Origin of the sequence: Apibacter muscae (assembly GCF_007845595.1) — a bacterium.
GTDB lineage: Bacteria > Bacteroidota > Bacteroidia > Flavobacteriales > Weeksellaceae > Apibacter > Apibacter muscae.
Map to the genome: position 1 here is coordinate 187994 of NZ_SELI01000014.1, position 23468 is coordinate 211461.

Sequence of the window (23468 nt, forward strand, 5' to 3'; positions counted from 1 at the left end):
AAATAAAGAAATGTCACTCAAAGAAAGAATTTATCTACCTGCCATTTTAGGAGGTATGAAGATTACTTTTAGCCACTTCTTTAAAAAACCAGTAACTACCGCTTACCCAGAGAAAAAAAGAGAATTTAGTCCCGTTTACCGTGGTAGGCACGTATTGAAAAGAGACGAGGAAGGAAGAGAAAGATGTACCGCTTGCGGTTTATGTGCGTTGGCTTGTCCAGCAGAAGCAATCACTATGATTGCAGCAGAAAGAAAGCCGGGAGAAGAAAACCTTTATAGAGAAGAAAAATACGCCGAAAATTATGAAATAAATATGTTGAGATGTATTTTCTGTGGGATGTGTGAAGAAGCTTGCCCTAAAGAAGCTATTTTTTTAACAGACCGATTGGTGTTGCCGGAGCAAGAAAGAAGAGATTTTGTTTATGGAAAAGACCGTTTGGTAGAATCCGTGGAAAACAGAATTGATATTTCAAAAAGACAAATTAAAAAGTATACCATAGAAAAATAGTATGGAAGCAATTTTATTATATGTAATATCCACTTGTGCGGTACTTAGTGCCTTGTTTGTTGTTTTTAGCAAGAACGCTATGCATAGTATAATAGCACTAATCCTAACTTTTTTTTCCATATCAGGATTGTATATACTTTTAAATGCACAATTCTTAGGAGCTGTACAAGTAATCGTTTATTCAGGTGCCATTATGGTGTTATTTCTTTATGTTTTGATGATGTTAAATTTAAAACGTAAAGACGAGCCTTTAAAAGGAAATTCCTTTAGAATTCTTGCAACCCTTTGTGGAGGATTGGTATTTATAGCATTTTTAGGAGCACTCAAAGGTTTTGAGAAAATTCCTTTTCCGGCAGATCCGGACAGTCAAATAGGTCTAACTAAAAACCTAGGACTATTATTGTTCAGTAAATATGTGTTACCCTTCGAGCTTGCAGGAATATTATTCTTAGCTGCTCTAGTAGGTTCAGTAATGTTAGGAAAAAGAGATTTATAATATAAAATACCGAGAATATTTTATGTTTCAAAAAAAATAAAATGGAAGTAAACAGTTTAATAAAAATCGTTCCGATTGACTACTTTATATACCTAGCTACCCTATTGTTTTGTATAGGAGTTACAGGAGTATTGGTAAGGAGAAATGCAATTATAATTCTAGGATGTGTAGAGTTAATGTTAAATTCAGTGAATTTATTATTGGCTGCCTTCTCTGCCTATAAAGGAGATGCAGACGGACAAATTTTAGTATTTTTCATTATGGTAGTAGCAGCGGCGGAAGTAGCGGTAGGATTAGCGATTATTGCCTTGATGTACAGAAATACTCGTTCGGTGGATATAAGTTTATTTAATAGATTAAAGGGTTAAAAAATGGATAAAATTATATATTTAATACCAATATTACCACTATTAGGTTTTATCATTAATGGACTATTAGGTAAAAAATTACCTAAAAACATCGTTGGAACTATTGCTACTCTGGTTGTATTTGTACCCTTCCTAATGTCGGTAGTACTTTTTTGTAATTTTCAATCCATGGAAAAAGCAGTACTATTCAACTGGTTTACCGTGGATGATTTGAAAGTTAATTTTTCATTTCAAATCGATCAACTATCCTTAGTAATGATGATGATTGTAACCGGAATTGGAACTTTAATTCATCTATACTCCATAGGGTATATGCATGACGATGAAGGCTTTTCAAAATTCTTCTCCTATCTAAATTTATTTATATTCTCCATGCTATTATTAGTAATGGGGAGCAATTTTCTTATTTTGTTTATTGGTTGGGAAGGAGTTGGATTTTGTTCTTACCTACTTATAGGGTTCTGGTATAAAAATCAAGAGTACGGATATGCGGCTAGGAAAGCCTTTGTCATGAATCGTATAGGAGATTTAGGACTCTTAATAGGTATTTTCTTGCTTGCTTATTACATGGGAAGCATAGAATTTACGGACATAGCTACACAAGCACACAAATTTTCTGTCAATGATCCAATCCTTATAACGGCTACCCTATTTCTGTTTATTGGAGCTATGGGGAAATCAGCGCAGATCCCATTGTACACTTGGTTGCCCGATGCAATGGCTGGGCCTACCCCGGTTTCTGCATTAATCCATGCCGCAACCATGGTAACCGCCGGAATCTATATGATTGTGCGTACCAATGCCATCTATACTTTAGTTCCTTGTACTTTAGATTTTATAATGTATATAGGATTAGCAACTTCCATATTAGCTGCATTTATAGGACTTAGACAAAACGATATAAAAAAAGTGTTGGCATATTCAACCGTTTCGCAGTTAGGGCTAATGTTTATAGCTTTAGGTGCAGGCACCTATACCACCGCTCTATTTCATGTAACTACACACGCATTTTTTAAAGCACTTTTATTTTTAGGAGCTGGAAGCGTGATTCATGCCATGGGAGGAGAACAAGATATGAGGTACATGGGAGGACTAAGAAAAAAAATACCGGTAACCTATGTCACCTTTTTAATTGCAACCTTAGCTATATGCGGAGTTCCTCCTTTGGCAGGTATGTTTTCTAAAGATGAAATACTAATTGCCATCTGGGAAAAAAGTAAATGGGTATGGGGGCTAACCCTATTTTCAGCAGCTTTAACCTGTATTTATATGTTTCGTTTGCTATTTCTTACCTTCTTTGGAGAATTTAGAGGAAATGAAAAGCAAAAATCTCATCTTCATGAAAGTCCTAAAGTCATGACAATTCCTTTGATAGTTTTAGCAATTTTAACAATATTTGGAGGTGTATTGAATTTACCTCATTATTTAGGAAAAGCCATTTCACATAAATTTGCACATTGGTTAAGCCCTATATATGTAGGAAATATTCCTCATGAAGAACCCACCTTTGTAGTAGAAATGATTTTATTAATTCTTACACTTACAGTGATAGTTTTAGTTGCAGTATTTACTTACAGGTGCTATGTGATTAAAAAAGCAAAACCCCAAATGGTTGAAAACCTGACCGGATGGGAAAAAACTTCTGCACGAGCCGCATACGTAAATGAATTGTACAATGAAATAGTGGTAAATCCGGTCCTTCATTTGTCAAATTTTCTAAAAAATATAGTCGATAAATATATAATTAATGGGACAGTGGTAGGAATTACTAAAATTATACAGTGTATAGGGCAATGGCTTAAATCAGTTCAAAACGGGAATGCAGAATTCTATGTTTTAGCGATGTCATTAGCCATTGCAGTAATACTATTAGCCCTAAGATTTATAAGTCATTAATTTTTAAACCAAAGAAAAGATAATGTTAACCATACTCCTATTACTATTACCCCTCCTTGGATCTTTACTTTTGTTTATCGTAAAATCCAACCATTCTAAATTTATAGCCCTTGGCTTTTCGCTCATAAGCTTATTTTTAGCCCTTGCGGTTGGAATGCAATTTTCGGTAGAACATACCTCAACTTTTGAAATTGGACAGAAATTATATTTCTCTCCCATTCGCTCAGCCTTTCATTTCGGAATTGGAGGCTTATCACTTTTAATGTTGCTTTTAACCAATGTACTAGTTCCCATAATTATATTTTCCAGTTTTAAAGATTCCAGACCTTCCCAATTTTATGCTCTTATTTTACTTATGCAATTTGGGCTAATAGGCTTATTTTTAGCGCTGGATGGTCTTATGTTTTATATATTTTGGGAATTAACCCTAATACCCATTTGGTTTATATGTGGAATCTATGGCACAGGTGAAAATAAAACGAAAATAAATCTAAAATTTTTTATATATACTTTCTTCGGGTCATTATTTATGCTGGTAGGTCTTATTTATGCCTACACACAAGCCGGTTCTTTTGACTTTAAAGATTTATATGCAGCAGAAATAGATCCTAAGGCGCAGATCTACTTATTTTGGATGTTTTTTATAGCGTTTGCTATAAAGTTACCGATTTTTCCTTTTCATACGTGGCAAGCCGATACCTATACGATGGCACCTACCCAAGGCTCCATGCTATTATCGGGAATTATGTTGAAAATGGGGGTATTCGGTATGTTGGTTTTGTTAGTTCCTTTAACTCCCTACGCGCTTGGCGGAATTTCAGGTTCTATTGCCTTGGTTTTATCCATCGTAGGAATTGTTTATGCATCCTTAATTGCTATGGTGCAAAAAGATATAAAACGATTAATAGCCTTTTCCTCTATGGCGCACGTAGGTTTAATTGCAGCAGGAATTTTGGCTAGTTCCATAGTAACTGCTCAATGCGGAACAAGCGTAACAGGTTTTGAAGGAGCTTCGTTTCAAATGTTGGCACACGGAATAAATGTGGTAGGATTGTTTTATGCCGCTGATCTTCTAATACGAAGATTTGGAACCAGAGATTTGTCACAAATGGGAGGATTGGCTTCCAAAGCTCCTATTTTTGCAGTATTGTTTATGATTGTATCATTAGGATCCATGGGCTTACCACTCACCAATGCATTCATTGGTGAATTTCTATTGCTAAAAGCCGTGTTTACTTTATCTACTTGGGGAGCAATATTCGCAGGACTAACCCTTATTTTAGGAGCAGTGTACGTAACCAAAATGTATGGGATGGCAATGTTTGGACAGGGGAATAAAGAATTTTTATCGAACCAAAAAGACATTTCATGCGCCGATCAATTGGGGTTAGGAATATTAGCGGTTTTAGTTTTCGTGCTTGGAATATTTCCTCAACCTTTGCTAAATTTGGTTGTAAGCTACACGTCTCAAATAGCTCACATATTTAATTCATAAACATTTAAAAAAATATATAAAAAAAGACTTCTGTTTACAGAAGTCTTTTTTTTATGTCCATTTGGAAAATACAGTAATAACTAAAACCTATATACAATTCCTTAGAAAACTTCCGTTAAAGAAATTATAACTAAAAATTAAGATAAACCAGAGGTTTATTTTAATATACATTGATTATCATAGATTTATATATTCAAATAAAAAAAAATATTTTTTTATCTAATTAAAATGTTTAATTTTATAGCATCATAAGCATTTAAAACTTAATTATTTTTAAACTTAATTATATGTCAATCATAGATCCTAATTTAGGAAAAGGAGCAGGAAAAGCTTCTTCTTCATTATCCACAGGTAAAATTGTTGAAAACGCTGCAGATTTAAGCGGACTCACCGACAAATTATCTAATTTAGAAGATCAGCTAGCGGATAAACTAACCGAACTCACCGCCCCCGTACAAGAAGCCATAGATAAAGCCAAAAAATCCGTAGATACAGCAAAAAATATCGCCCATCAAGCCCAAGAAATAAAAAAAATCATTCCCGGAGATTTAACCACACTCCCTAACGGACTGATTACCCCGGAGCAGTACGCCGAGTTTAAAGGACTCAATTCACTTATTGCCACTTACGGTGGAGACCCCGAAACCAACCTAGCCAACTCCCATATCGTTTACAGTAAAATCCAGATCGCAGGACAAAGAGTACTGGCCGAGAGTCATTTTACCGTAGAAATCAAACAAAAAATAGCAGACCACGACACCTTTACCATCACCTGTTATTCCGATGCGATAGATGGAGCAAAAGCCTACCCCCTAGAAACCTCCAGAAATTACCTAGGAAAAAGAACCACCATACAATTCATGCAGTATGGAAAACCAGCCCTGGTATACACAGGAATAATAACAGACATCACCAATATCCGCGAAAACGGAGAATCCAAACTAGTATTAACCGGAAAATCCCCCACCATATTACTAGAAAACGGACTCGATACCCAAAGCTATGAAAACAAAGACCTAGCAGGAATCATACAAGAAGCCACCACAGAATATCCCCAAGATTTAGTACAATGGGAGATTCAACCCCAAATGAAAGAAAAACTCCTGTATACCGTACAATACCGAGAATCCGACTGGAACTTTATCAAACGCTTAGCCACCCGATACGGAGAATGGTTATATTATAACGGACAACAAATTGTATTTAGCCCCTATGGAGCGAAAGGCTTTGAACTAGTAGAAGAACAAGACGTATATGATTGTAAGTTACACATGCAACTCGTCCCCCAGAAGTTCAGCTATATAGCCTACGACGCCAAACAAGCAAAAGCACACACCGTGAAATCCGAAGCAGTAAGCCTCAGTAGACGACTAGTGAATCCCTTTCAACAATACGCCATGCAAGCCTCCGAAGACATATATACCAAAGTCCCATCCTCCCTGTATAATCACAGTTTAATGGAAGCAGGCGAATACGAACTAAAAGAAGCCGTAAAAAGACAAAAACAAAAAAGACAGAATGTCTTTTTTATGGAAGCCAAAACCAATAAACCCGACCTAAGAGTCGGAGATACCATAAAACTCAAAGCCTGGATGCCCGGGCATGAAATCTTTAAAAACGGAGAAGTCCCCTTAGAATCCTATCGAATATTAGAGATAAAACACTACCAAGACGTAACCGAAGGCTATTACAACGAAGTGATAGCCATCCCGAAAGACAATGAAGTCCCCCCCTATATGGATGAAGACGCCTTTCCAGCCTGTGAAGAGCAATCCGCCATCGTCACCGATAACAACGACCCTGAGGGCATGAGCCGCATACGAGTACAATTCCCATGGCAGAAAGCCTATGGAGGACAAAGCCCCTGGATCCGCTCCATCACCCCATACGCCGGCAACGGAAAAGGAATGCATGTAATCCCTGAAATTGGAGAAGAAGTAATCGTAAGCTTTGAGAACGGGAACGCAGAAAAACCCGTAAGCCTAGGCGCCATGTTTAACGGTAAAGGAAAATCCGGACATGGGGGAGCCGGAAACTATATGAAGGGATTGCAAACCGCCAGCGGGAATAAATTATTAATGAACGATCAGGCAGGTTCTGTTTTATTAGAAGATCATGGACAAACCAGTATGAATTTTGATGGGGCCGGAAATTCCTCCTTAGGTACTTCGACCAGCCATGCAATTACAGTGGGTGGTACCAAAGAGGCTCCGGATGGACAGGCAAAACTTTTGATGGATAATGGGGGTAATATTACTTTAGATGGAACTACCAGCTTAAAGATTACTGTAGGAGCCAGTACCTTTGAAATGTTTTCAGATGGAACCATTAATATAAATGGTAAAAAAATAACAGCCACAGGGGAAGAAACCAAAGTAATAGGATCTAGCTTAACCGAAGTAGGAAAAGCAGGTGCAATTCCAGGAATGAAGGTGGATGGAAATGTAAAGATAGAGGGAAATCAAGTAGATATAAATTAAATAAAATGAGCGAAGAATTTAAACTACATATAGTTGAGGGAGAGGAAAAGCTTTCTGCAATTGCCCAAAAGCACAATATAAGCATAGAGGAATTAAAGAAAGCCAATCCTGAAATGCGTACTTTTTTCAGTGGTTTTTTTGGAGGAGCAGAATATGCCTCGGCAATGCAGAAAATCAGGATTCCTATTATTAAGAAGGTAGTTCTAAAAACATCCAAACCTATAGATCCTTCTTTTAGTTTCGAGCCACTTGCAAGGTATAGGTGTGAACAATTTAATGTTACACGTATAAATGAGGAAACTATAACCTTATCCTCAGAAACAAAAAGTCAATATCTTTATTGTTTATCTAAAGAGCAACCAATGGCTATAAAGATAATTTTAGAAGATTCTAATTTTTCGGTAGAACCTGTTTATTTTAAAGAAGGATTTGAATTTGGAGAAAAAATAGAAAAAATAAAGGATAAAGTAATAGTTAGACAAAATAGAAAGGGAGAAGTATCTGAAATTTTAAATAAGTATGAATTAGAAGAAAAATGGAAAATTTTTAGAGATAAAAAATTACTTGAAGATCCTCTTTATAAAAGTTTGAAAGAGAAATCACCCAAACAAGCTCAGGATATTATAGATACAGGAAATAAAGAGTTCTCTTCCCAACAAAATTTAGGAGTTACATTAGGGAAAAATTTATTTTTCCATATTTTATTACGGGCAAATATAGGAGAAGAACTACAAGACTATGATATTAAACAATATTCTCAACTCTTTCCTAATTTAGAGCTAACTACCCATGTTGTTAAATCTAAAGTAAAAGAAGAAAATGGAATTACTACCTATAGATTAGTAGGCACTTTAAATAGAAATAATTTATCAGAAGAAGACTTAAAGCAACGATATGATGAATTATATAAACCTATGATTAAGTATAATTATACAGAGTTTAATTATATCTATAGAATTACCTATTCAATAAATGCAGATAATCTTTTACTAGAAGCGAAAGCTTCTCTTTGTGAAAAGATAAAAAATAATTTTGAGGCAGTTACAGAATATACCATTAGAAAAGTGGAATTATGAAAGAAATTGAAATACAGGATAAAACATTAATATATACAATAAATACTTTAGTATTTATTATAGGATTTTTATTATTATTTCCATTAGTTTATTCTATAGCCTTATTAGCTGAAAAAAATCATTTTATGGTGAATCAAACCTATTTAATAATATTCTGTTTATCTATTATCACTATTGGGTTTTGTTTGATTTTAAAATTTACAATGAATGAATTAGAGTTAATTTTTTACAAAGAACACCTTGTTATATCAGATAAAAAAAAGAAAAAAAGTAATAAAGTTTATTATACAAATATAGATAACTATAATATTTATTATTTATTAATAAAAAAAATGGGTATTATGTTCAGACTAAAAACAAATAGAAATAATTATTATTGGATGGTAAATAATAGTGCTTTAGATAATAGTTTTACTGAAAGTCTGATAAAAGTGAAAAAAGGATTAGAAAAATGTGAAAAAAAATACACCTATTCCGATTTTATAACTTTATTTTTAGCTTCTACACCTTGGTTAATGATTATAACCAGTTTTATTATTGTATTTTTAGTTATTCTTCATGCAACAGGAATCTATAATGTAGAATTTATAAATGCTATTTCAAAGTATTTATAAAATATTGTATTAATGAACGAAATTAAAAAAGTAACATTTAAAGCTGTACACTCTTTAGCATCTATCCATAGATTATATTTATTGGAGTATTATTATTAGGTATTTTATTATTTGAAAAAAGTCAATATAAAAATATAAATGATTATTGAAAGTTATAAGAACTAGAAATGAATACAATACAAACAAATACAATTAGCTTAAAAAAGATTATAACTTATACACTTATAACTTTTATACTGATATTTATAGGAGCTCAGGTAGGACAATATTTAAAGATAAAAAATACTATGATTTTTGTCATATTCTTATGTACTATAGTTTTTTCTTTTCTTGCTTATTTAATTAATAAAAATACGTCTTTAACAACATTTCATTTTAATTTGAATGAATTAATAATTGATGATAAAAAAAGTAAAGCTTTATCCTTAAGAAAAGAACAAATATTTCAGTATGCCATATACTATTTACTTTTAAAAAAGTGGGGGTATATTCTAAGAATAAGAGCAAATAATAAAAACCACTATTTTTATAGTATTCCACCCATAAATAAAAATGATAACTATAAAAATAATTTTATCGAATTACAAGAAAATATAACCCAATTCACACAAAAAACTTCAAAAAAAAATATAATTGATTGGATAATATTACTTATAACCATCTCTCCTATACTTTTATTCTTAAGTACTTTAATAAGTATAATATTTTTTTTATAAAATAGAAACATGCAACAAAATGTACAATTAAGGGCTATAAATATTAAAGTAATGTTTTTATCTGCTTTGGTTGTTCTTCCTTTGGTTGGTTTAATTGCTTTATTTGCTAAAAAAATTAGTTATACCACCAATCAAACTTATTTTATTATAACCTGTGCATCTATAATTGCTATTATTAATTTTATAATTATTAAAAAATATTCAAGATTAGTTAATTTTTTATTTTCCAATTCTGAAAATTTATTAACTATTTCTAAAGAAAATAGTTTTATTAAAATACCATATTCAGATATTAATAATTATAATATTTATTATTTATTAATAAAAAAAATGGGGTATATAATAAGAATACAGGGAGTGGAAAATTATTATTTTTGGATTAATTTTAAAAATTTTGAAAAAAAAACTAAGATCGATGATGAAAATTATGATAAAATAAAAAATTATTTTATTGAAATTGGAATAAATAAAAAGAAGACCCTAGCAGATTATATAATTCTATTACTAGCCTCTTTACCTTGGGTTATGCTAATAATGGGACTATTATCTATTATTGGTATCTTTTACTATATATTTTTTATGATCTGATAAGTTTGCTCTTGCTATCTAATTAAATAATAATTAATAAAAATGGGAAAATCCTATATACCTAAAGACAAAGTTTTTGCAGTTTGTCTAAGAAAGTAAAAAAATATGATTACAAAAATTTAAATATAAAATTATTAATATGAAAAATTTAGAATTTACTAGATATAGCAATAAATATTTCATTATAGCCTCTATTTTTTTTCTTCTTGGTTTTTCAATAGCTGTATTTTTAATAACTTATTTTAATGAAGGATTTTTCATAATAATCTTTCTACTTTCATTATTAGTTATTTTATCTTTTATATTAATGAATAAAAATAGGAAATCTATTATTTTTGAATTCAAAGATACTAATATGATTATTATAGAGGGAGAAAATATACAAACTATAAAAATGGAGTTGATAAATAGTTATAATTCCTATTGGTTTGTTTTTAAGAAAATAGGATATATATTAAGAATTAAATTTTCTGAGGGGAATAAGTATTATTTTCTAACTTCTAAAACTTTTTTAAAATGGGAAGATGAAGATCGATATATAATTGAATTAAATAAGCATTTAAAATTAAATATTAAAGAAAAAAAGATTTTTTGGGATGTTTTAATATATTTTATTACTTATATGTTTTTTCCTATGGTATTATTAATAATAATGTTTGTTTTTCTATATTTAAATAATTTATAAATAAAATGAAATATCCTTAAATATTTGCTTATTCTATAAATAATAACTCTATTTTATAACTCTATCAATAAATATAATAAATTAATAATGGGAAAATCCTATATACCTAAAGACAAAGTTTTTGCAGTTTGCACCTATCAATTAAGCTCTGCCCCACAAAAATTTTCCAATACACGGGAAAAACCTACGGTATTTTATAAAAATAACCAGCAACCGGTTTTAAACATAGAAGATAGAAATTTAGATAATAATTTTACCTGTAAATCTCCAGCTAATATATTAGGATCTATTATTGCTTTTGGAGCAGGTTTAGCATTAGCTTTAAGTGGACCTGTAGGTTGGATTGTAGCAGGTGTTGCTATAGCAGCAACTGCTGCTGTTTTATATACTGTTTATGTTCATAAATGTACAAGTCCTTTAAGTAAGGGACAATGGCATTTAACTCATAGTTCAGTAAGAATTAATGGCAAAATAGCCGTTACCGGGGCTTCCTTATTAAAATGTGGTACAGGTGGAATACTAACTCCTTTTTTCAGTGAAGCAGCAGCCAAACAAGCCGCATCTGATGTTGCTTCTAATAATCGTTGGGAGCTAGGTTTAAATATAGTTGGTTCTTTTGCTGCCGGATTATCCTTACCCGGGGCTTTTTCCTCTGTAGGAGCCGCAACAACAATAGGCGGAAAGCTTACAGCAGGAGGAATTCTTATACGCAATATGGGAGCCGGTTATGTAGCATTTAGTGTTTTAGCTTGGGGAGAAAGAGGTGCTATTAGAGGATATCATGAAAATTTAGGAGAGTTAAAAGATAGTGAAACCTATGCCAATATGAATAAGGTAGAAGGGAATGATATAATAGGATCACCTGAAAAGCCCGATGATCTCTTCCAAGATGGTACTGATTTAATAAACCCACCGGCATCAGATTCTAGCCCTGAAGTAAAGGTAGAATATGTACAAAAATTAACTGCTGTTTGGAAAGCTGGAGGTTTAGTAATTGATGATATAGCACTAGCTAACAAATTAGATCAATTGGCAGGTTTATCAAAACCACAATTAAGAACTAATCCTATTGCTATTGAATTAATGCAAGAATTGAGTAATCCTAATAAACATACGGATTGGAAGAATAGCATGAGATATCCTAACACTAACCGTATGAATCCCTCAATGGTAGAAGATGGAAGAGCGGCAACAGCTCAATCCTATAAAAATAACCTTAAAGAGCTAGGGAAAAAGGGAGCCGAAGGAATATTATTTTTATTGCCATTTGTAGCAACTTGGTTTTCAGAAAATGCAAGAGCTTCATTAGCAAAAGCTTTAGCTAATGACGCCTCCGATGTTAGTTTAATTGCTATGGAACCATTAAAATAAAAAATAAAAAGCAAATCAATGAAAAATGGATTAAGTTTAGAGAAAATGAATTATTCGAAAATAGTTTTATAAAAAAACTAAATCAAACCAATCCTAAAGGAGTTAATGACCTCGTAGCCATGGGGAACAAACAATTTTCTCCAGTTTATGAATTAGCAGAAGAAGAATACAGAAGAAATTTATTTTATTTTATTTGTTTTGATCAATATTTATTTACTCCTATAGATGAATGTATAAATGTAGAATTTGAATATCTTTCTACCATAATACCTCCTGTAATAGTTCCTATAGAGTTTAGATATGATAAAATATCTGAAAATAACGATTTTTTAAAAATACGAAAAGTAGGGACTTTAAAGATAACTCCTGAAATTTTAAATCAAATACAACTAAAATATGATGAAATACATAAACCGAACATTAAATTTGGCTTTACTGAATATAAACTAGAATTTAGAGTCCGTTTAGAGTTTAATAAAAAAGATAGGCTAGTAGAAACAGCTGATTTATTTATCATGGAACAAATAGCAGATAATATAGATAACAGCTGTGAATTTCATTTAAAAAGGCTTCAAAATTTTACCAAATAATTTTAAAATGAAAGAATATAAATTTTATGGAGTAGATTTTAAAACAGAATTAAAGTTAGGAGGTATATGTGGTGTTTTAATATTATGTTTATTAACTTTTATCGAAATAATATTCCACCAAATAACACCAAGAGTATCATTATATCAACGAATGATAAATATATTTATATCCCTAGCAATAACCTTATTACTTATAAGATTTTTAGGTAAAAAATTAAGAAAAATATGGATTTTGCAATTAAAAGATAAAAAAATACTTATTGAGTATAATAAAAAGAAAAAAGAAATAAATTTAGACCAGATAAAAAAAATTATTATAAATGGAGGAAGTGAATTGCGTTATTTTACCATAATTACCTCTATTGAAAAAATTAAAATACGCTTAGGAACTGGAGCTCTAGCACCTTTTTCTAAAAAAAAAGATTTGGAAGAAATAGATTGCTTTACCAAGCAACTTCAACCTTATTTAAATCAAAATTTTATTAAAAATGATCGAAGAGTAAAATTATCCCCTCCAGGCACAATTAAGCTTACCTATACAAGAAAGACATAATAGTAATTATTTTACCTTAGAAATCTAAATAATTATAAAATGAAAGAATATAAATTTTATGGAGTAGATTTTAAAACAGAATTAAAGCTAGGGGGTATATGTGGTATTTTAATATTATGTTTATTAACTTTTATCGAAATAATATTCCACCAAATAATACCAAGAGTATCTTTATATCAACGAATGATGGATATATTTATATATCTAGCAATAACCTTATTATTTACAATATTTTTAGGTAAAAAATTAATAAAAATATGGATTTTGCAATTAAAAGATAAAAAACACTTATAAAGTATAATAAAAAGAATAAAGAAATAAATTTAGCCCAGACAAACAATTTATAGATGATGGGTGGAAGGCTTATCAAGATAAAGATTATAGTTATGCAGTTACCCGTTTTAACCTTATAGATATAGATCAGCACTCTGAATTATTTCATGTATTAGGAGAATGCTATTATCAATTAGATAGTATAAATAAAGCAATATTTTATTTAGATAGAGCGTTAACTAATTCAAAATTAAATAAAGATGAGCAAATAAGAATACAAAATCAATTAGGGATTTGTTATGCTGATAAAAAGAATTTTGAAAAAGCTAAATTTTATTTAGAGAAATCTAAATATTTAAAGGATGAACAAAGCATTAAAATGCTTAGTTTCATAGATTCTTTAGAACGAGAACAAACTAAAAAAAACTATAAATAATAAAATTTTAAAAAAATGAGTTTTTTTAGTAAGTATAAAATACCTAAACGTTATTTAAGAGTCTTGTACAGCCACTAGTAATTTTTTATTGGAAGGTCAAGCTAAGGATGTATTAAATGCTTTACAAAAAGAAGAAGCTGAAGCTAGAGCTAAAATTACTGTTTTAGCTGGAAAAGATTAATTTAATGAAGAATAAAATATACTATTATTTAGAAATAATTTTTTCTACTTTATGGTTAATTTATTTTATCTATGCCTTAGGAACTACTGTGTGCGACATAATAACAGTAAAAAAAATAGAGTGGCAAAAGGCTGAAAACATTAGTTCTACTTATAGCAATTATAAAGGAACTCTAATCACTTATAGTTATCAAAAAGGAAAAGTAAAAATAGCAAGAACCTACGGAGGACTTACGCAAGGGTTAACTGTTTGGTCTTGGGGGATAGATAAAAAAGCAAAAAACGTTAATATATCTTTTTATGTAAAAGAAAAAGATTATAATAAAGTAATTAATAACTCTCCCTCTTATCATAATTTATGGTTTTCAGACATAAAAAAAGTAGATAGTATACCTTTTTTTGGGCTAAGAAAAATGAATGAGAAATCAAATAAAATTATATTATTCTTTGATTTGTTGAAATATAATTATTTCCTTAGTTTAGGTCTTCTTATTTTTTATTTTCCAATATTATTAATAGTATTTTTTGAAAAAAAAGACTTTAATACAGATTTTTTAATTAATGGCAGATATTTATCAATCATCTTTTTTATGTTTGTAATCATGCTTTTAAGCCGATTCTTAATATGAAAAAAATACAATTAATTATAAGTTTTATAGCTTTAAGCTTTTTTGTTGTTATTGCTAAAAACACTTTTTTTACAGATGATAATATAAAGTTTTATAATCAAGGATTAGATGCTTATAAAAAAGGAAACTACCAAGCAGCAATTACATTTTTTAATTGGGTAAACTCTGAAGAGTACCCAAACGTTCTTATTCCACTTGCTGATTCATATTTAATGATAAATGATTTTGAAAATGCAATTCAAAATTTCGAAAAAGTTTACAAAAGTAATATAGCAGTTAATACAGAAAACTATCCTGGTATATTAAATAATTTAGGGTTTTGTTACATGCGTATAGGAAATTTAAAAGAAGCCCGCTTTTTTTTAGAAAAATCCTATAATATGGGAAATTCAGTTAGTGAAAATAATCTACAAATATTGGATTCCTTAGAGTATAGAAATAATTAGGAAACTCAGCAGTTAATTTTTTTAAAATATAAAATAGGCTATATTTAGCTTTACTCCAAGATAGAACTAAAGCTATTAGTAAATCTTTATAAGAAGGACAATCCATAAAGGTAATGGAAAGGTTGAGTAGTACAAAAATTAAATAAAGAAAGAAGTATATAACTAAAAATTAAGATAAACCAGAGGTTTATTTTTATATACATTGATTATCATAGATTTATATATTCAAATAAAAAAAATATTTTTTTATCTAATTAAAATGTTTAATTTTATAGCATCATAAGCATTTCAAACTTAATTATTTTTAAACTTAATTATATGTCAATCATAGATCCTAATTTAGGAAAAGGAGCAGGAAAAGCTTCTTCTTCATTATCCACAGGTAAAATTGTTGAAAACGCTGCAGATTTAAGCGGACTCACCGATAAATTATCCAATTTAGAAGATCAGCTTGCGGATAAAATATCCGATCTTACCGCCCCTGTGCAAGAAGCCGTAGATAAAGCCCAAAAAGCCGTAGATACAGCAAAAAATATCGCCAATCAAGCCCAAGAAATAAAAAAAATCATTCCCGGGGATATAACCAGTTTGCCCAATGGACTGATTACCCCGGAGCAGTACGCCGAGTATAAAGGACTCAATTCACTTATTGCCACGTATGGCGGAGACCCCGAAACCAACCTCGCCAACTCTCATATTGTTTATAGTAAAATTACCATTGGTGGAGAACGAGTACTCGCTGATAGTCATTTTGTGGTTGAAATTCAACAAAAAGCAGCGGAACACGACACCTTTACCATCAAGTGTTCGGCGGAAGCGATTGACGGCCCTAAAGCCTACCCCATGGAAAAAGCTCGAAATTATTTAGGGAAAAGAACCACCATACAAATGATACAATTTGGGGCACCGGCTTTTATATTTACCGGAATTATTACCGATATCACCAATGAACGAGAAAATGGAGAATCCCGGTTGATCTTTACCGGTAAAGCACCTACCATTTTATTAGAAAATGGTTTAGATTCCCAAAGCTTTGAAAATTTAGATTTAGCAGGCATCATAAAAAATGCTACGGCAGAATATCCTCAAGATTTAGTACAATGGGACATACGTCCGATTATGAAAGATAAATTGTTGTATACCGTACAGTACAGAGAATCCGACTGGGATTTTGTGAAACGATTAGCCACCCGTTACGGAGAATGGTTAGGCTACAACGGACAACAAATTGTATTTGGCGGTTATGGAGGAAAAACCGTAGAAATGGTAGAAGAACAAGACGTGTACGATTGCAAGCTACGCATGCAATTGGTTCCGCAAAAATTTAATTATATGGCTTACGATGCCGGTCAAGCCGAACCCCATACCGTAGATTCAGACAGTGTACCGATCACTCACCGTTTGGTAAACCCATTTCAACAGCACGCCATAAAAGCCTCGGAAGATATTTATTCCAAAGTACCTACCTCATTATACAACCATAGTTTATTAGAAGGAGGAAGACCGGAACTCAAAGACGCCGTAAAAAGACAGAAGCTAAAAAGGCAGAATGTTTTTTTTATGGAAGCCAAAACCAACAACCCCAACGTACGTTTGGGAGATATTATTAAACTAAAAGCTTGGATGCCGGGGCATAAAATCTTTAAAAACGGAGAAGTGCCTTTGGAATCCTACAAAATTATAGAAATTAAACACTTTCATGACATTACCGAAGGTTATATCAACGAAGTGGTAGCTATTCCAATGGACAATGAAGTACCTCCTTATATGGATGAAGATGCAATACCATTATGCGAGGAACAATCAGCCATTGTTACGGATAACAACGATCCTCAAGGCATGAGCCGTATACGGGTGCAGTTCCCATGGCAAAAACCAACAGGGGGACAAAGCCCATGGATCCGTTCCATCACCCCATATGCCGGTAACGGAAAAGGAATGCACGTAATTCCTGAAATTGGAGAAGAGGTAATTGTCGCTTTTGAAAGCGGAAATGCAGAAAAGCCCGTAAGCCTAGGAGCCATGTTCAACGGCAAAGGAAAGTCCGGACACGGAGGGGCAGGCAATTACAAAAAAGGCTTGCAAACCGCCAGTGGCTCGCATATTACGTTTAACGACCAAGTAGGAGACATGACCTTGTCTGACCAAGGAGGAACCGTCATGAATTTTGATGGAGCCGGAAACTCCGTAATCAGTTCCAAAGAACATATAACATTGGTGTGCGGAGAATCTAGAATTGATATGTTAAAAGACGGTACTATCTTAATCAATGGAAAAGACATAGGTATTTTAGGTTCAACAACCGTGAATTTTGGAGTAGGAGCCGGAGAAAACATAAATTCCGGTATAGGAATAGAAGCTAATAACGTCAATATAAGCACCAAAAATTTAATACAAGCGGGTACTACTCAAGTAAGCATCAACAGCCCGGGTAAAATAACCGTAGGTTCAGGAAAAGAAACGACTATTGTAGGAGGCAAAGTAAAAATTAATTAAACTTAGGGGATGAATTCAGTACAATTGGAAGTCTTAAAATTAGACAAACAATGGTACCGGGAAATTAAAAATTCACCCCAAAGTCCGCTTTATGTTTGTTTAGGAGAAAAGCATGAACTACGCTTGTTGGAAGGGTATTTCAAGTCTCAAAGTTCCGATCAGGCAAAAACCAAGGACTTATTTTTAATCCTGTACCATCCTTTTGAAGGGAAAAACCAATACGGAACCTTTATGGTTGAACGTTGGCACGAGTTGCATCAAGCAGGTTTGAAAACCCAGGTAGAAAACTTGCGCGAATGGCAAGAAGTTCAATTTCCGGAAGGGAAGTATAAAACCGATGCCTACCAGCTGTTGCAAACCTTAGAATCTTACTACCATACCTATCCGGAAATGGAAGGAAGGAAGATTTTTTTACTCCTGCAACCGCCCAACCTAAAGGAAGACAATGCCCAAGAGTGGGAGGAATGGATCGGGGAATGGTGCCGTATCAATCGGAAGAAAAAAGACATAAAACTAGTGATCAAAGAATATAAGCACCTACGTACCTTCAAAAACCTACCACCGAACACACACGAAGTGGTTTTGAATATAGACGGGGGCAAGCTTATGCAAAATGCGGCACAACAAACCCAAAGAGAAAAGGGAAATCCGGAAATGAATTTCCAACAACAAATCCTGAATGCTTATACCTTGCTGGGAGAAGGTAAATACGAGCCTGCCCTGCATTCGCTAGACCGGGCATTGTTTATTGCCAAAAAAGACGGTTCCCAAGAATCGGAAGCTACCGCCCGTTTTATACGTGCCACGGTTTTCACAGCATTGGAAGATAAAAAGAATGCCAAGGCAGAGTTTGAAAAACTTTTCCAAACCGTAGAAAAAGATACGCTTTTTGCTGCGCAAATACATTTTCACTATGCCGGGTTTTTGCTTTCCCAATCGGAAACCACCGCAGCCATTCAAGAGTTGGAAAAAGCCTTGACGATCGGAGAGAAAATAGAAGATTATTTTATACAATTGGAAAGCCACCGAATGCTGGGGCAATTCAAAGACGGAATGTTTAACTCTTCCCAAGCCTTGGCGCATTACGAAAAATGTTTAGAAATAGGTGCGCAGTTGCCTTTACAGGAAAGAAAGGCAAGTACCTTTCCTTACACCATGCGCCAATTACTAAAGAAGTACGGCAAATCCTCCGAGAAGGGAAAGAAACTAGATTTAAAAATGAAACAACTGGTGGGAGAAAACTGGCAGGAAAAAGTGAATGATCCAGAACCCCAACCTACGAACTAAGACTAAACCTTATGAAAGATCATAAATCTTATAAATTAAAACCGGTGAAGGCAGAAAAATTCGATGCAGCTATGGGGAAATCTTCTGCCTCTTCGTCTACAGAAACCCAAGCCGGAGCGGAGGCATCTCAGAACTCTGCAGATTCCTCAGCGGCAGCCTCTTCGCAAGAAGAAGAAGCCCACACATTAACCACAATCCCTCAACTCAATAAAAAAGAATATACCTGGAGCGGAAATGCCTCGCAACATGCCTCCAAACATTTTGATGTAGTAGTTGCTTTAGATGTACACTATACGCAAATACCGCCCCCACCGTCCTTTCGGACGATTCCTATACCTTTGCCTCACCCGTTTGTAGGGATTATTTTTGACCCTATGGATTATCTTCCGGGCGACATATCCATACCATCGGCAGTGCAAGGAGCTTTGGGGATGTTTATGAGCAATCCTCCGCAAAGTATACCGTTGGGGAGCAGTGTATATGTACACGGAAGGCACAAAGCCACCACCACCACCTCGGTGATGGGGTTGGGAATCCCTTCCCCACCCAAAAAGATGATGAAAAATCCTATAAAATCTCCTTTGGTACACATTACAGGCTCCCTTCCGGTGTATAAAATAGCTTTGGGAGAAATGGAAGCCCCGCACGACGGCGAGGTCTACGTAGGATCTGAAACCGTAATTGTACAAGGTTCGGAAATGAGCGGGGATAAACCCCAGCAAGTGCTAACCTGCTGGGGAATGGGGCTGGGGCACCAATATTTCCCACCCGCTTGGGCGGCTTTGTACAACCATATTTCCACCCTGTATATACAGTTCAACACCGGAAATCCGGTGTTGATTGGCGGTCCCTTTGTTCCGCATAAATATTCCCTATCGGACATATTAATGCGTGCCGCCACGGTTTTACTAATGAAAGGAATTTCCAAAGGAGTAGGTGCAGGGTTTACTAAACTAAACCATTTCCTAGCGAGTAAATTTGGAAAAGACAACCCTATTTCAAAAGCTTTGTGTAAGCTAGGGCTAGAGCCGGTGAATTTTGTAACCGGAGCCATGAGCTTTGAGTGGGAAGATTTTGAAATTTTAGGATCGCACACTTTGCAATGGAAAAATGTATGGGAGAGCGACAACCCTTACCTAGGAATGCTAGGGCGTGGGGTTTCCAATTCCTACGATTTATTTTTAGTTCCCCAAGAAGCCGACGGGGTAGTTGCTTTTAAACACCCGTTGGAAAACCAAGTGGTACCCCTTCCTTGTCCTGCTTTGGAAGGAGAGTTTGAATACGACAGAACTTGGAAAATTTGGCAAAAACGTCCCGATGTAAACACTTGGGTAATAAAAATTGGGGAGGATGTGTATACCTACCAAGCCTTTCCACATAAAGAATTCGGGAAAATCTACCGTGTAAAAACATTGGAAAGCGCCCAAGGAGGGGTTTTAAACTTCCATTACAATTCCAGAGGAGAAATACTCACTTACATCCGCGATCAGGCCTATAGAACCTTGAAATTTTCAGCGACGCCCGACGGAACAAAAATAGCCTTTGTCCATATGGTATACCAAAACCAAGAAGATTTGTTGGTGAGTTACGAATACGACGAGCGCGGAAACCTAACCCGAGTGTTTGATGCCCAAGGCAAAAGCATAGATTTTTATTACGATCATCACGACCGTGTTGTGCGCCGGGTAAACCGAAACGGAATGGAATACCTTTGGCGGTACGATTCCCAAGGGCGAGTCATTTACACCACCGGAAAAAACCAGTTTCAGGAAGGAAAAATCTTCTATTTCCCGGAAGAAGGTTTCAACGAAGTACGGTATACCCAAAAAGAAGGTAAGATAGAACGATACTACTACGACGAGGATTTTCTCGTGTATAAACAAGTAGACGCCGAAGGCGGAGAAACTTGGTACGACTATACGCCTCACCATGAAATAACCATGGTTGCCAGTCCCGAAGGGAAAATTACCGGTTACCAATACGACGAGCGTGGAAACAGAAAGGCGGTACAAGCCCCCGATGGGGAAGAAATTCAGTATATGTACGACGAATTCAACCGTTTGGTTTACCGAAAAGAACCTACCGGAAAATCAGAAAGTTGGCAGTACGACTCCCTAGGGCGTTTAACGAACTGGCAACGGTTGGACGAGTCCACGGTGGAATATCTTTACCACGAGCAAGAAAAACAACCTTATGCCTCCAAAGACAGCCAAGGGCTGGAAACCTATTGGGAATACAACGCCTTCGGGCAAATGGTGAAAGCCACCAACAACCGCGGGGCTGTGCAAGAGTTTCAATACGACAAGTACGGGCGATTGATTTCCCAAAACCGAGAAAATGAAGCGCCTACTTATTGGCGACGAGACCACTTGGGGCGAGTAAGCGAATTTCAAACGCCGGGGCAAAAAAAACTACGCATCAAGTACGACGCTTATGACTTGCCCGTGCATGTAAGCAACGGCAGTGAAGAGTGGTTTATGGAATATACCCCCATGGGAAGCCTAAAAAAACAATCCAGACGCAGTGCTAAAACCATGGAAGCCATTTCTACCTTGGTGTACGACTACAACGCTTACGAACAATTGTTCCGCATCACCAATGAGAAAAACGAGTTTTACACCTTTACCAGAAACCGGAACGACCAAATTATCAAAGAGAGAGATTTTGATGGGCAAACCCAAGAATACATCCGCAATTTAGACGGGGAAATCGTAAAAACCCTAGCGCCTGGAGGGAAAGAAATTTACCACCAGTACGACGGCGCCGGACGATTGACCTACAACCGCTACAACACCGGTTATTGGGAATCTTTTGAATACGACCCTTTGGGACGTTTGGTGAAAGCCCAAAACCTAATGAGTGAAGTAGAGTTTATCCGTAATCCTTTCGGACAAGTGACCCAAGAAAGGCAGGGCGAACATCAGTTGGACTATCTTTACGACGAGCGGGGGCAGTTGCAAAAGCTAAAAAGTTCCCTAGGCGCAGAAATAGAGTACCGCTACACGGCCGAAGGCAGGTTGGAAGAGCTAAAAGCCCAAACCCCCATTACGGTGCAGAACCCAAGGAATCCGTATTGGCACCTGAGTTTGCAGGTAGACCCAGACCGTAGAAAAGTACAAAGAAGCATGAGCGGGGGAGTGAACCAGCAAATGCAATACGACGACTTGGGAAGACCTTTAGCCCAAACCGTTACTTCCGATGCCGGTAAAACCCTAGACACCGCTTACCGCTGGAAAGAGAATTTTAAACTGGTGGAAACCCTCAACCGTTTGACCGGTGCAAACATTCGGTACGATTACGACGCCTTCGGAAGTTTAGCCCAAGCCCATCATTCCGATGGGACTACCGAATACAAAAACCCCGACGAGGTAGGGAATTTGTACAACTCTACCCATAGAAAAGACCGAGTGTACGACGCCGGAGGTAAATTAAGAAAAGATACAGAATGGTGGTACCACTACGACGAATACGGAAACTTAAGGTTTAAAACCCGTACCCCAAGAGGGAGCGAAGTAGAGGCTTCCTCAGGCTCTGATTTTTCAACTAGCTTTTTACTGCCGGACGGTGAAGTTTACGACAATATTTTTGACCAAAAAGCCGAAATACGGAAGTACAGCCGTAGAGAAATGCGAGAGTACGACAAAATCCGCAACCGTAGGCAACAAGCCTGGGAAGAAAAAAAAGAACAAAAATTGAAGTGGGAGTCCGGCGACTGGGAATACCTATGGTATTCCAACGGAATGTTGCAAAAAGTAATCAAGCCCGACGGCAGTACCCTTTCCTTTGAATACGACGCCCTGGGCAGAAGAACAGCTAAAATTGTAGGAAATAAAATTTATCGCTATCTTTGGGATGGAAATGTTCTTTTACATGAGTGGGACTACCCCCTAGAAGATCGCCCAAGGTTGATTACGGATGCCGAAGGAGAAGTAAAATACAACCGCGAAGAACCCGTAACCGAGGTTACCACTTGGGTTTATGAAAGAGGAAGTTTTACCCCTTGTGCGAAAATAGTAGGAGAGGAAAAATACAGCTTGGTCTCCGACTATTTAGGAAGACCGGTACAAGCCTACGATCGATTTGGGAAATTGGTTTGGGAAGCAGAGTATAACCTGTACGGAGGATTTAAAGAGCTGAAAGGCAGCCCAACACTGATTCCATTTAGGCAAGCCGGACAGTACGAGGATGTAGAAACAGGATTGTATTACAATCGTTTCCGTTACTACAATCCCGAAACTGGACAATACATCTCCAAAGACCCCATCGGTCTGGCAGGGAATAACCC

The 23468-nt window shown here is 34.9% G+C and carries 23 protein-coding genes and 1 pseudogene; 22 read left to right on the plus strand and 2 right to left on the minus strand.

What is annotated here, in order from left to right:
• Positions 1-10: 10 nt before the first annotated feature.
• The 20 genes from ETU10_RS01100 to ETU10_RS01195 all read left to right on the plus strand — a co-directional run bounded on the left by ETU10_RS01100 (position 11) and on the right by ETU10_RS01195 (position 19183).
• The gene (locus tag ETU10_RS01100; protein WP_221410354.1) at positions 11-508 is read left to right on the plus strand and encodes a NuoI/complex I 23 kDa subunit family protein; all 498 of its coding nucleotides are present in this window, start codon (positions 11-13) and stop codon (positions 506-508) included.
• A 1-nt stretch (position 509) separates the two neighbouring features.
• Positions 510-1004, plus strand: coding sequence for an NADH-quinone oxidoreductase subunit J family protein (locus tag ETU10_RS01105; protein WP_146309389.1), 495 nt, complete (start codon positions 510-512; stop codon positions 1002-1004).
• Positions 1005-1045: 41 nt separating this feature from the next.
• Positions 1046-1372: an NADH-quinone oxidoreductase subunit NuoK gene (nuoK, locus tag ETU10_RS01110; RefSeq protein WP_146261120.1), complete on the plus strand. Its 327-nt coding sequence runs from the start codon at positions 1046-1048 to the stop codon at positions 1370-1372.
• 3 nt (positions 1373-1375) lie between these two features.
• Positions 1376-3268 (plus strand): NADH-quinone oxidoreductase subunit L, encoded by a 1893-nt coding sequence (gene nuoL / locus ETU10_RS01115; protein ID WP_146309390.1) that lies wholly within the window; start codon positions 1376-1378, stop codon positions 3266-3268.
• Between the two features lie 22 nt (positions 3269-3290).
• Positions 3291-4763: a complex I subunit 4 family protein gene (locus tag ETU10_RS01120; protein ID WP_146309391.1), complete on the plus strand. Its 1473-nt coding sequence runs from the start codon at positions 3291-3293 to the stop codon at positions 4761-4763.
• Positions 4764-5050: 287 nt separating this feature from the next.
• A complete protein-coding gene (locus ETU10_RS01125) occupies positions 5051-7243 on the plus strand; it encodes a type VI secretion system Vgr family protein (RefSeq protein WP_146309392.1) in 2193 nt (730 codons plus the stop codon).
• A gap of 5 nt (positions 7244-7248) precedes the next feature.
• Positions 7249-8319 (plus strand): LysM peptidoglycan-binding domain-containing protein, encoded by a 1071-nt coding sequence (locus ETU10_RS01130; RefSeq protein WP_146309393.1) that lies wholly within the window; start codon positions 7249-7251, stop codon positions 8317-8319.
• Positions 8316-8933: a hypothetical protein gene (locus ETU10_RS01135; protein ID WP_146309394.1), complete on the plus strand. Its 618-nt coding sequence runs from the start codon at positions 8316-8318 to the stop codon at positions 8931-8933. Before ETU10_RS01130 ends, ETU10_RS01135 begins: the two co-directional genes overlap by 4 nt.
• Before the next feature lie 167 nt (positions 8934-9100).
• Positions 9101-9649, plus strand: coding sequence for a hypothetical protein (locus ETU10_RS01140; RefSeq protein ID WP_146309395.1), 549 nt, complete (start codon positions 9101-9103; stop codon positions 9647-9649).
• Positions 9650-9658: 9 nt separating this feature from the next.
• Positions 9659-10237, plus strand: coding sequence for a hypothetical protein (locus tag ETU10_RS01145; RefSeq protein ID WP_146309396.1), 579 nt, complete (start codon positions 9659-9661; stop codon positions 10235-10237).
• A 139-nt stretch (positions 10238-10376) separates the two neighbouring features.
• Positions 10377-10922 (plus strand): hypothetical protein, encoded by a 546-nt coding sequence (locus ETU10_RS01150; protein WP_146309397.1) that lies wholly within the window; start codon positions 10377-10379, stop codon positions 10920-10922.
• A gap of 87 nt (positions 10923-11009) precedes the next feature.
• Positions 11010-12293 (plus strand): hypothetical protein, encoded by a 1284-nt coding sequence (locus ETU10_RS01155; protein WP_146309398.1) that lies wholly within the window; start codon positions 11010-11012, stop codon positions 12291-12293.
• A 119-nt stretch (positions 12294-12412) separates the two neighbouring features.
• Positions 12413-12883 (plus strand): hypothetical protein, encoded by a 471-nt coding sequence (locus ETU10_RS01160; protein WP_146309399.1) that lies wholly within the window; start codon positions 12413-12415, stop codon positions 12881-12883.
• Between the two features lie 7 nt (positions 12884-12890).
• A complete protein-coding gene (locus ETU10_RS01165) occupies positions 12891-13436 on the plus strand; it encodes a hypothetical protein (RefSeq protein WP_146309400.1) in 546 nt (181 codons plus the stop codon).
• A gap of 39 nt (positions 13437-13475) precedes the next feature.
• Complete coding sequence (locus ETU10_RS01170; protein WP_146309401.1) at positions 13476-13730, plus strand: hypothetical protein; 255 nt, start codon at positions 13476-13478, stop codon at positions 13728-13730.
• A gap of 121 nt (positions 13731-13851) precedes the next feature.
• On the plus strand, positions 13852-14145 hold the full coding sequence (locus ETU10_RS11395) for a hypothetical protein (protein WP_394344701.1): 294 nt from the start codon (positions 13852-13854) through the stop codon (positions 14143-14145).
• Positions 14146-14330: 185 nt separating this feature from the next.
• Positions 14331-14954, plus strand: coding sequence for a hypothetical protein (locus tag ETU10_RS01180; protein WP_146309402.1), 624 nt, complete (start codon positions 14331-14333; stop codon positions 14952-14954).
• On the plus strand, positions 14951-15400 hold the full coding sequence (locus tag ETU10_RS01185) for a tetratricopeptide repeat protein (protein ID WP_146291077.1): 450 nt from the start codon (positions 14951-14953) through the stop codon (positions 15398-15400). The genes ETU10_RS01180 and ETU10_RS01185 overlap by 4 nt, the downstream gene beginning before the upstream one ends.
• A 318-nt stretch (positions 15401-15718) precedes the next feature.
• Positions 15719-17896, plus strand: coding sequence for a phage baseplate assembly protein V (locus ETU10_RS01190; RefSeq protein WP_146309403.1), 2178 nt, complete (start codon positions 15719-15721; stop codon positions 17894-17896).
• Positions 17897-17905: 9 nt separating this feature from the next.
• Positions 17906-19183, plus strand: coding sequence for a tetratricopeptide repeat protein (locus ETU10_RS01195; RefSeq protein WP_146309404.1), 1278 nt, complete (start codon positions 17906-17908; stop codon positions 19181-19183).
• Positions 19184-19841: 658 nt separating this feature from the next.
• Here the strand turns inward: ETU10_RS01195 and ETU10_RS11265 are convergent.
• Positions 19842-19985: a hypothetical protein gene (locus ETU10_RS11265; protein ID WP_246118399.1), complete on the minus strand. Its 144-nt coding sequence runs from the start codon at positions 19983-19985 to the stop codon at positions 19842-19844.
• Positions 19986-20235: 250 nt separating this feature from the next.
• Between ETU10_RS11265 and ETU10_RS11400 the strand changes: the two are divergent.
• A pseudogene (locus ETU10_RS11400) lies at positions 20236-20337 on the plus strand (hypothetical protein); the annotation flags it as partial.
• Between the two features lie 14 nt (positions 20338-20351).
• Here ETU10_RS11400 and ETU10_RS11270 read toward each other — a convergent pair.
• Positions 20352-20510 carry a hypothetical protein gene (locus ETU10_RS11270; protein ID WP_246118400.1) on the minus strand — a complete coding sequence of 53 codons (159 nt, stop codon included), beginning with the start codon at positions 20508-20510 and terminating at the stop codon, positions 20352-20354.
• A gap of 1444 nt (positions 20511-21954) precedes the next feature.
• Between ETU10_RS11270 and ETU10_RS11275 the strand changes: the two genes are divergently transcribed.
• Positions 21955-23468, plus strand: a 1514-nt coding sequence (locus ETU10_RS11275) for an RHS repeat domain-containing protein (RefSeq protein WP_246118401.1), incomplete at its 3' end; no start/stop codon positions are given.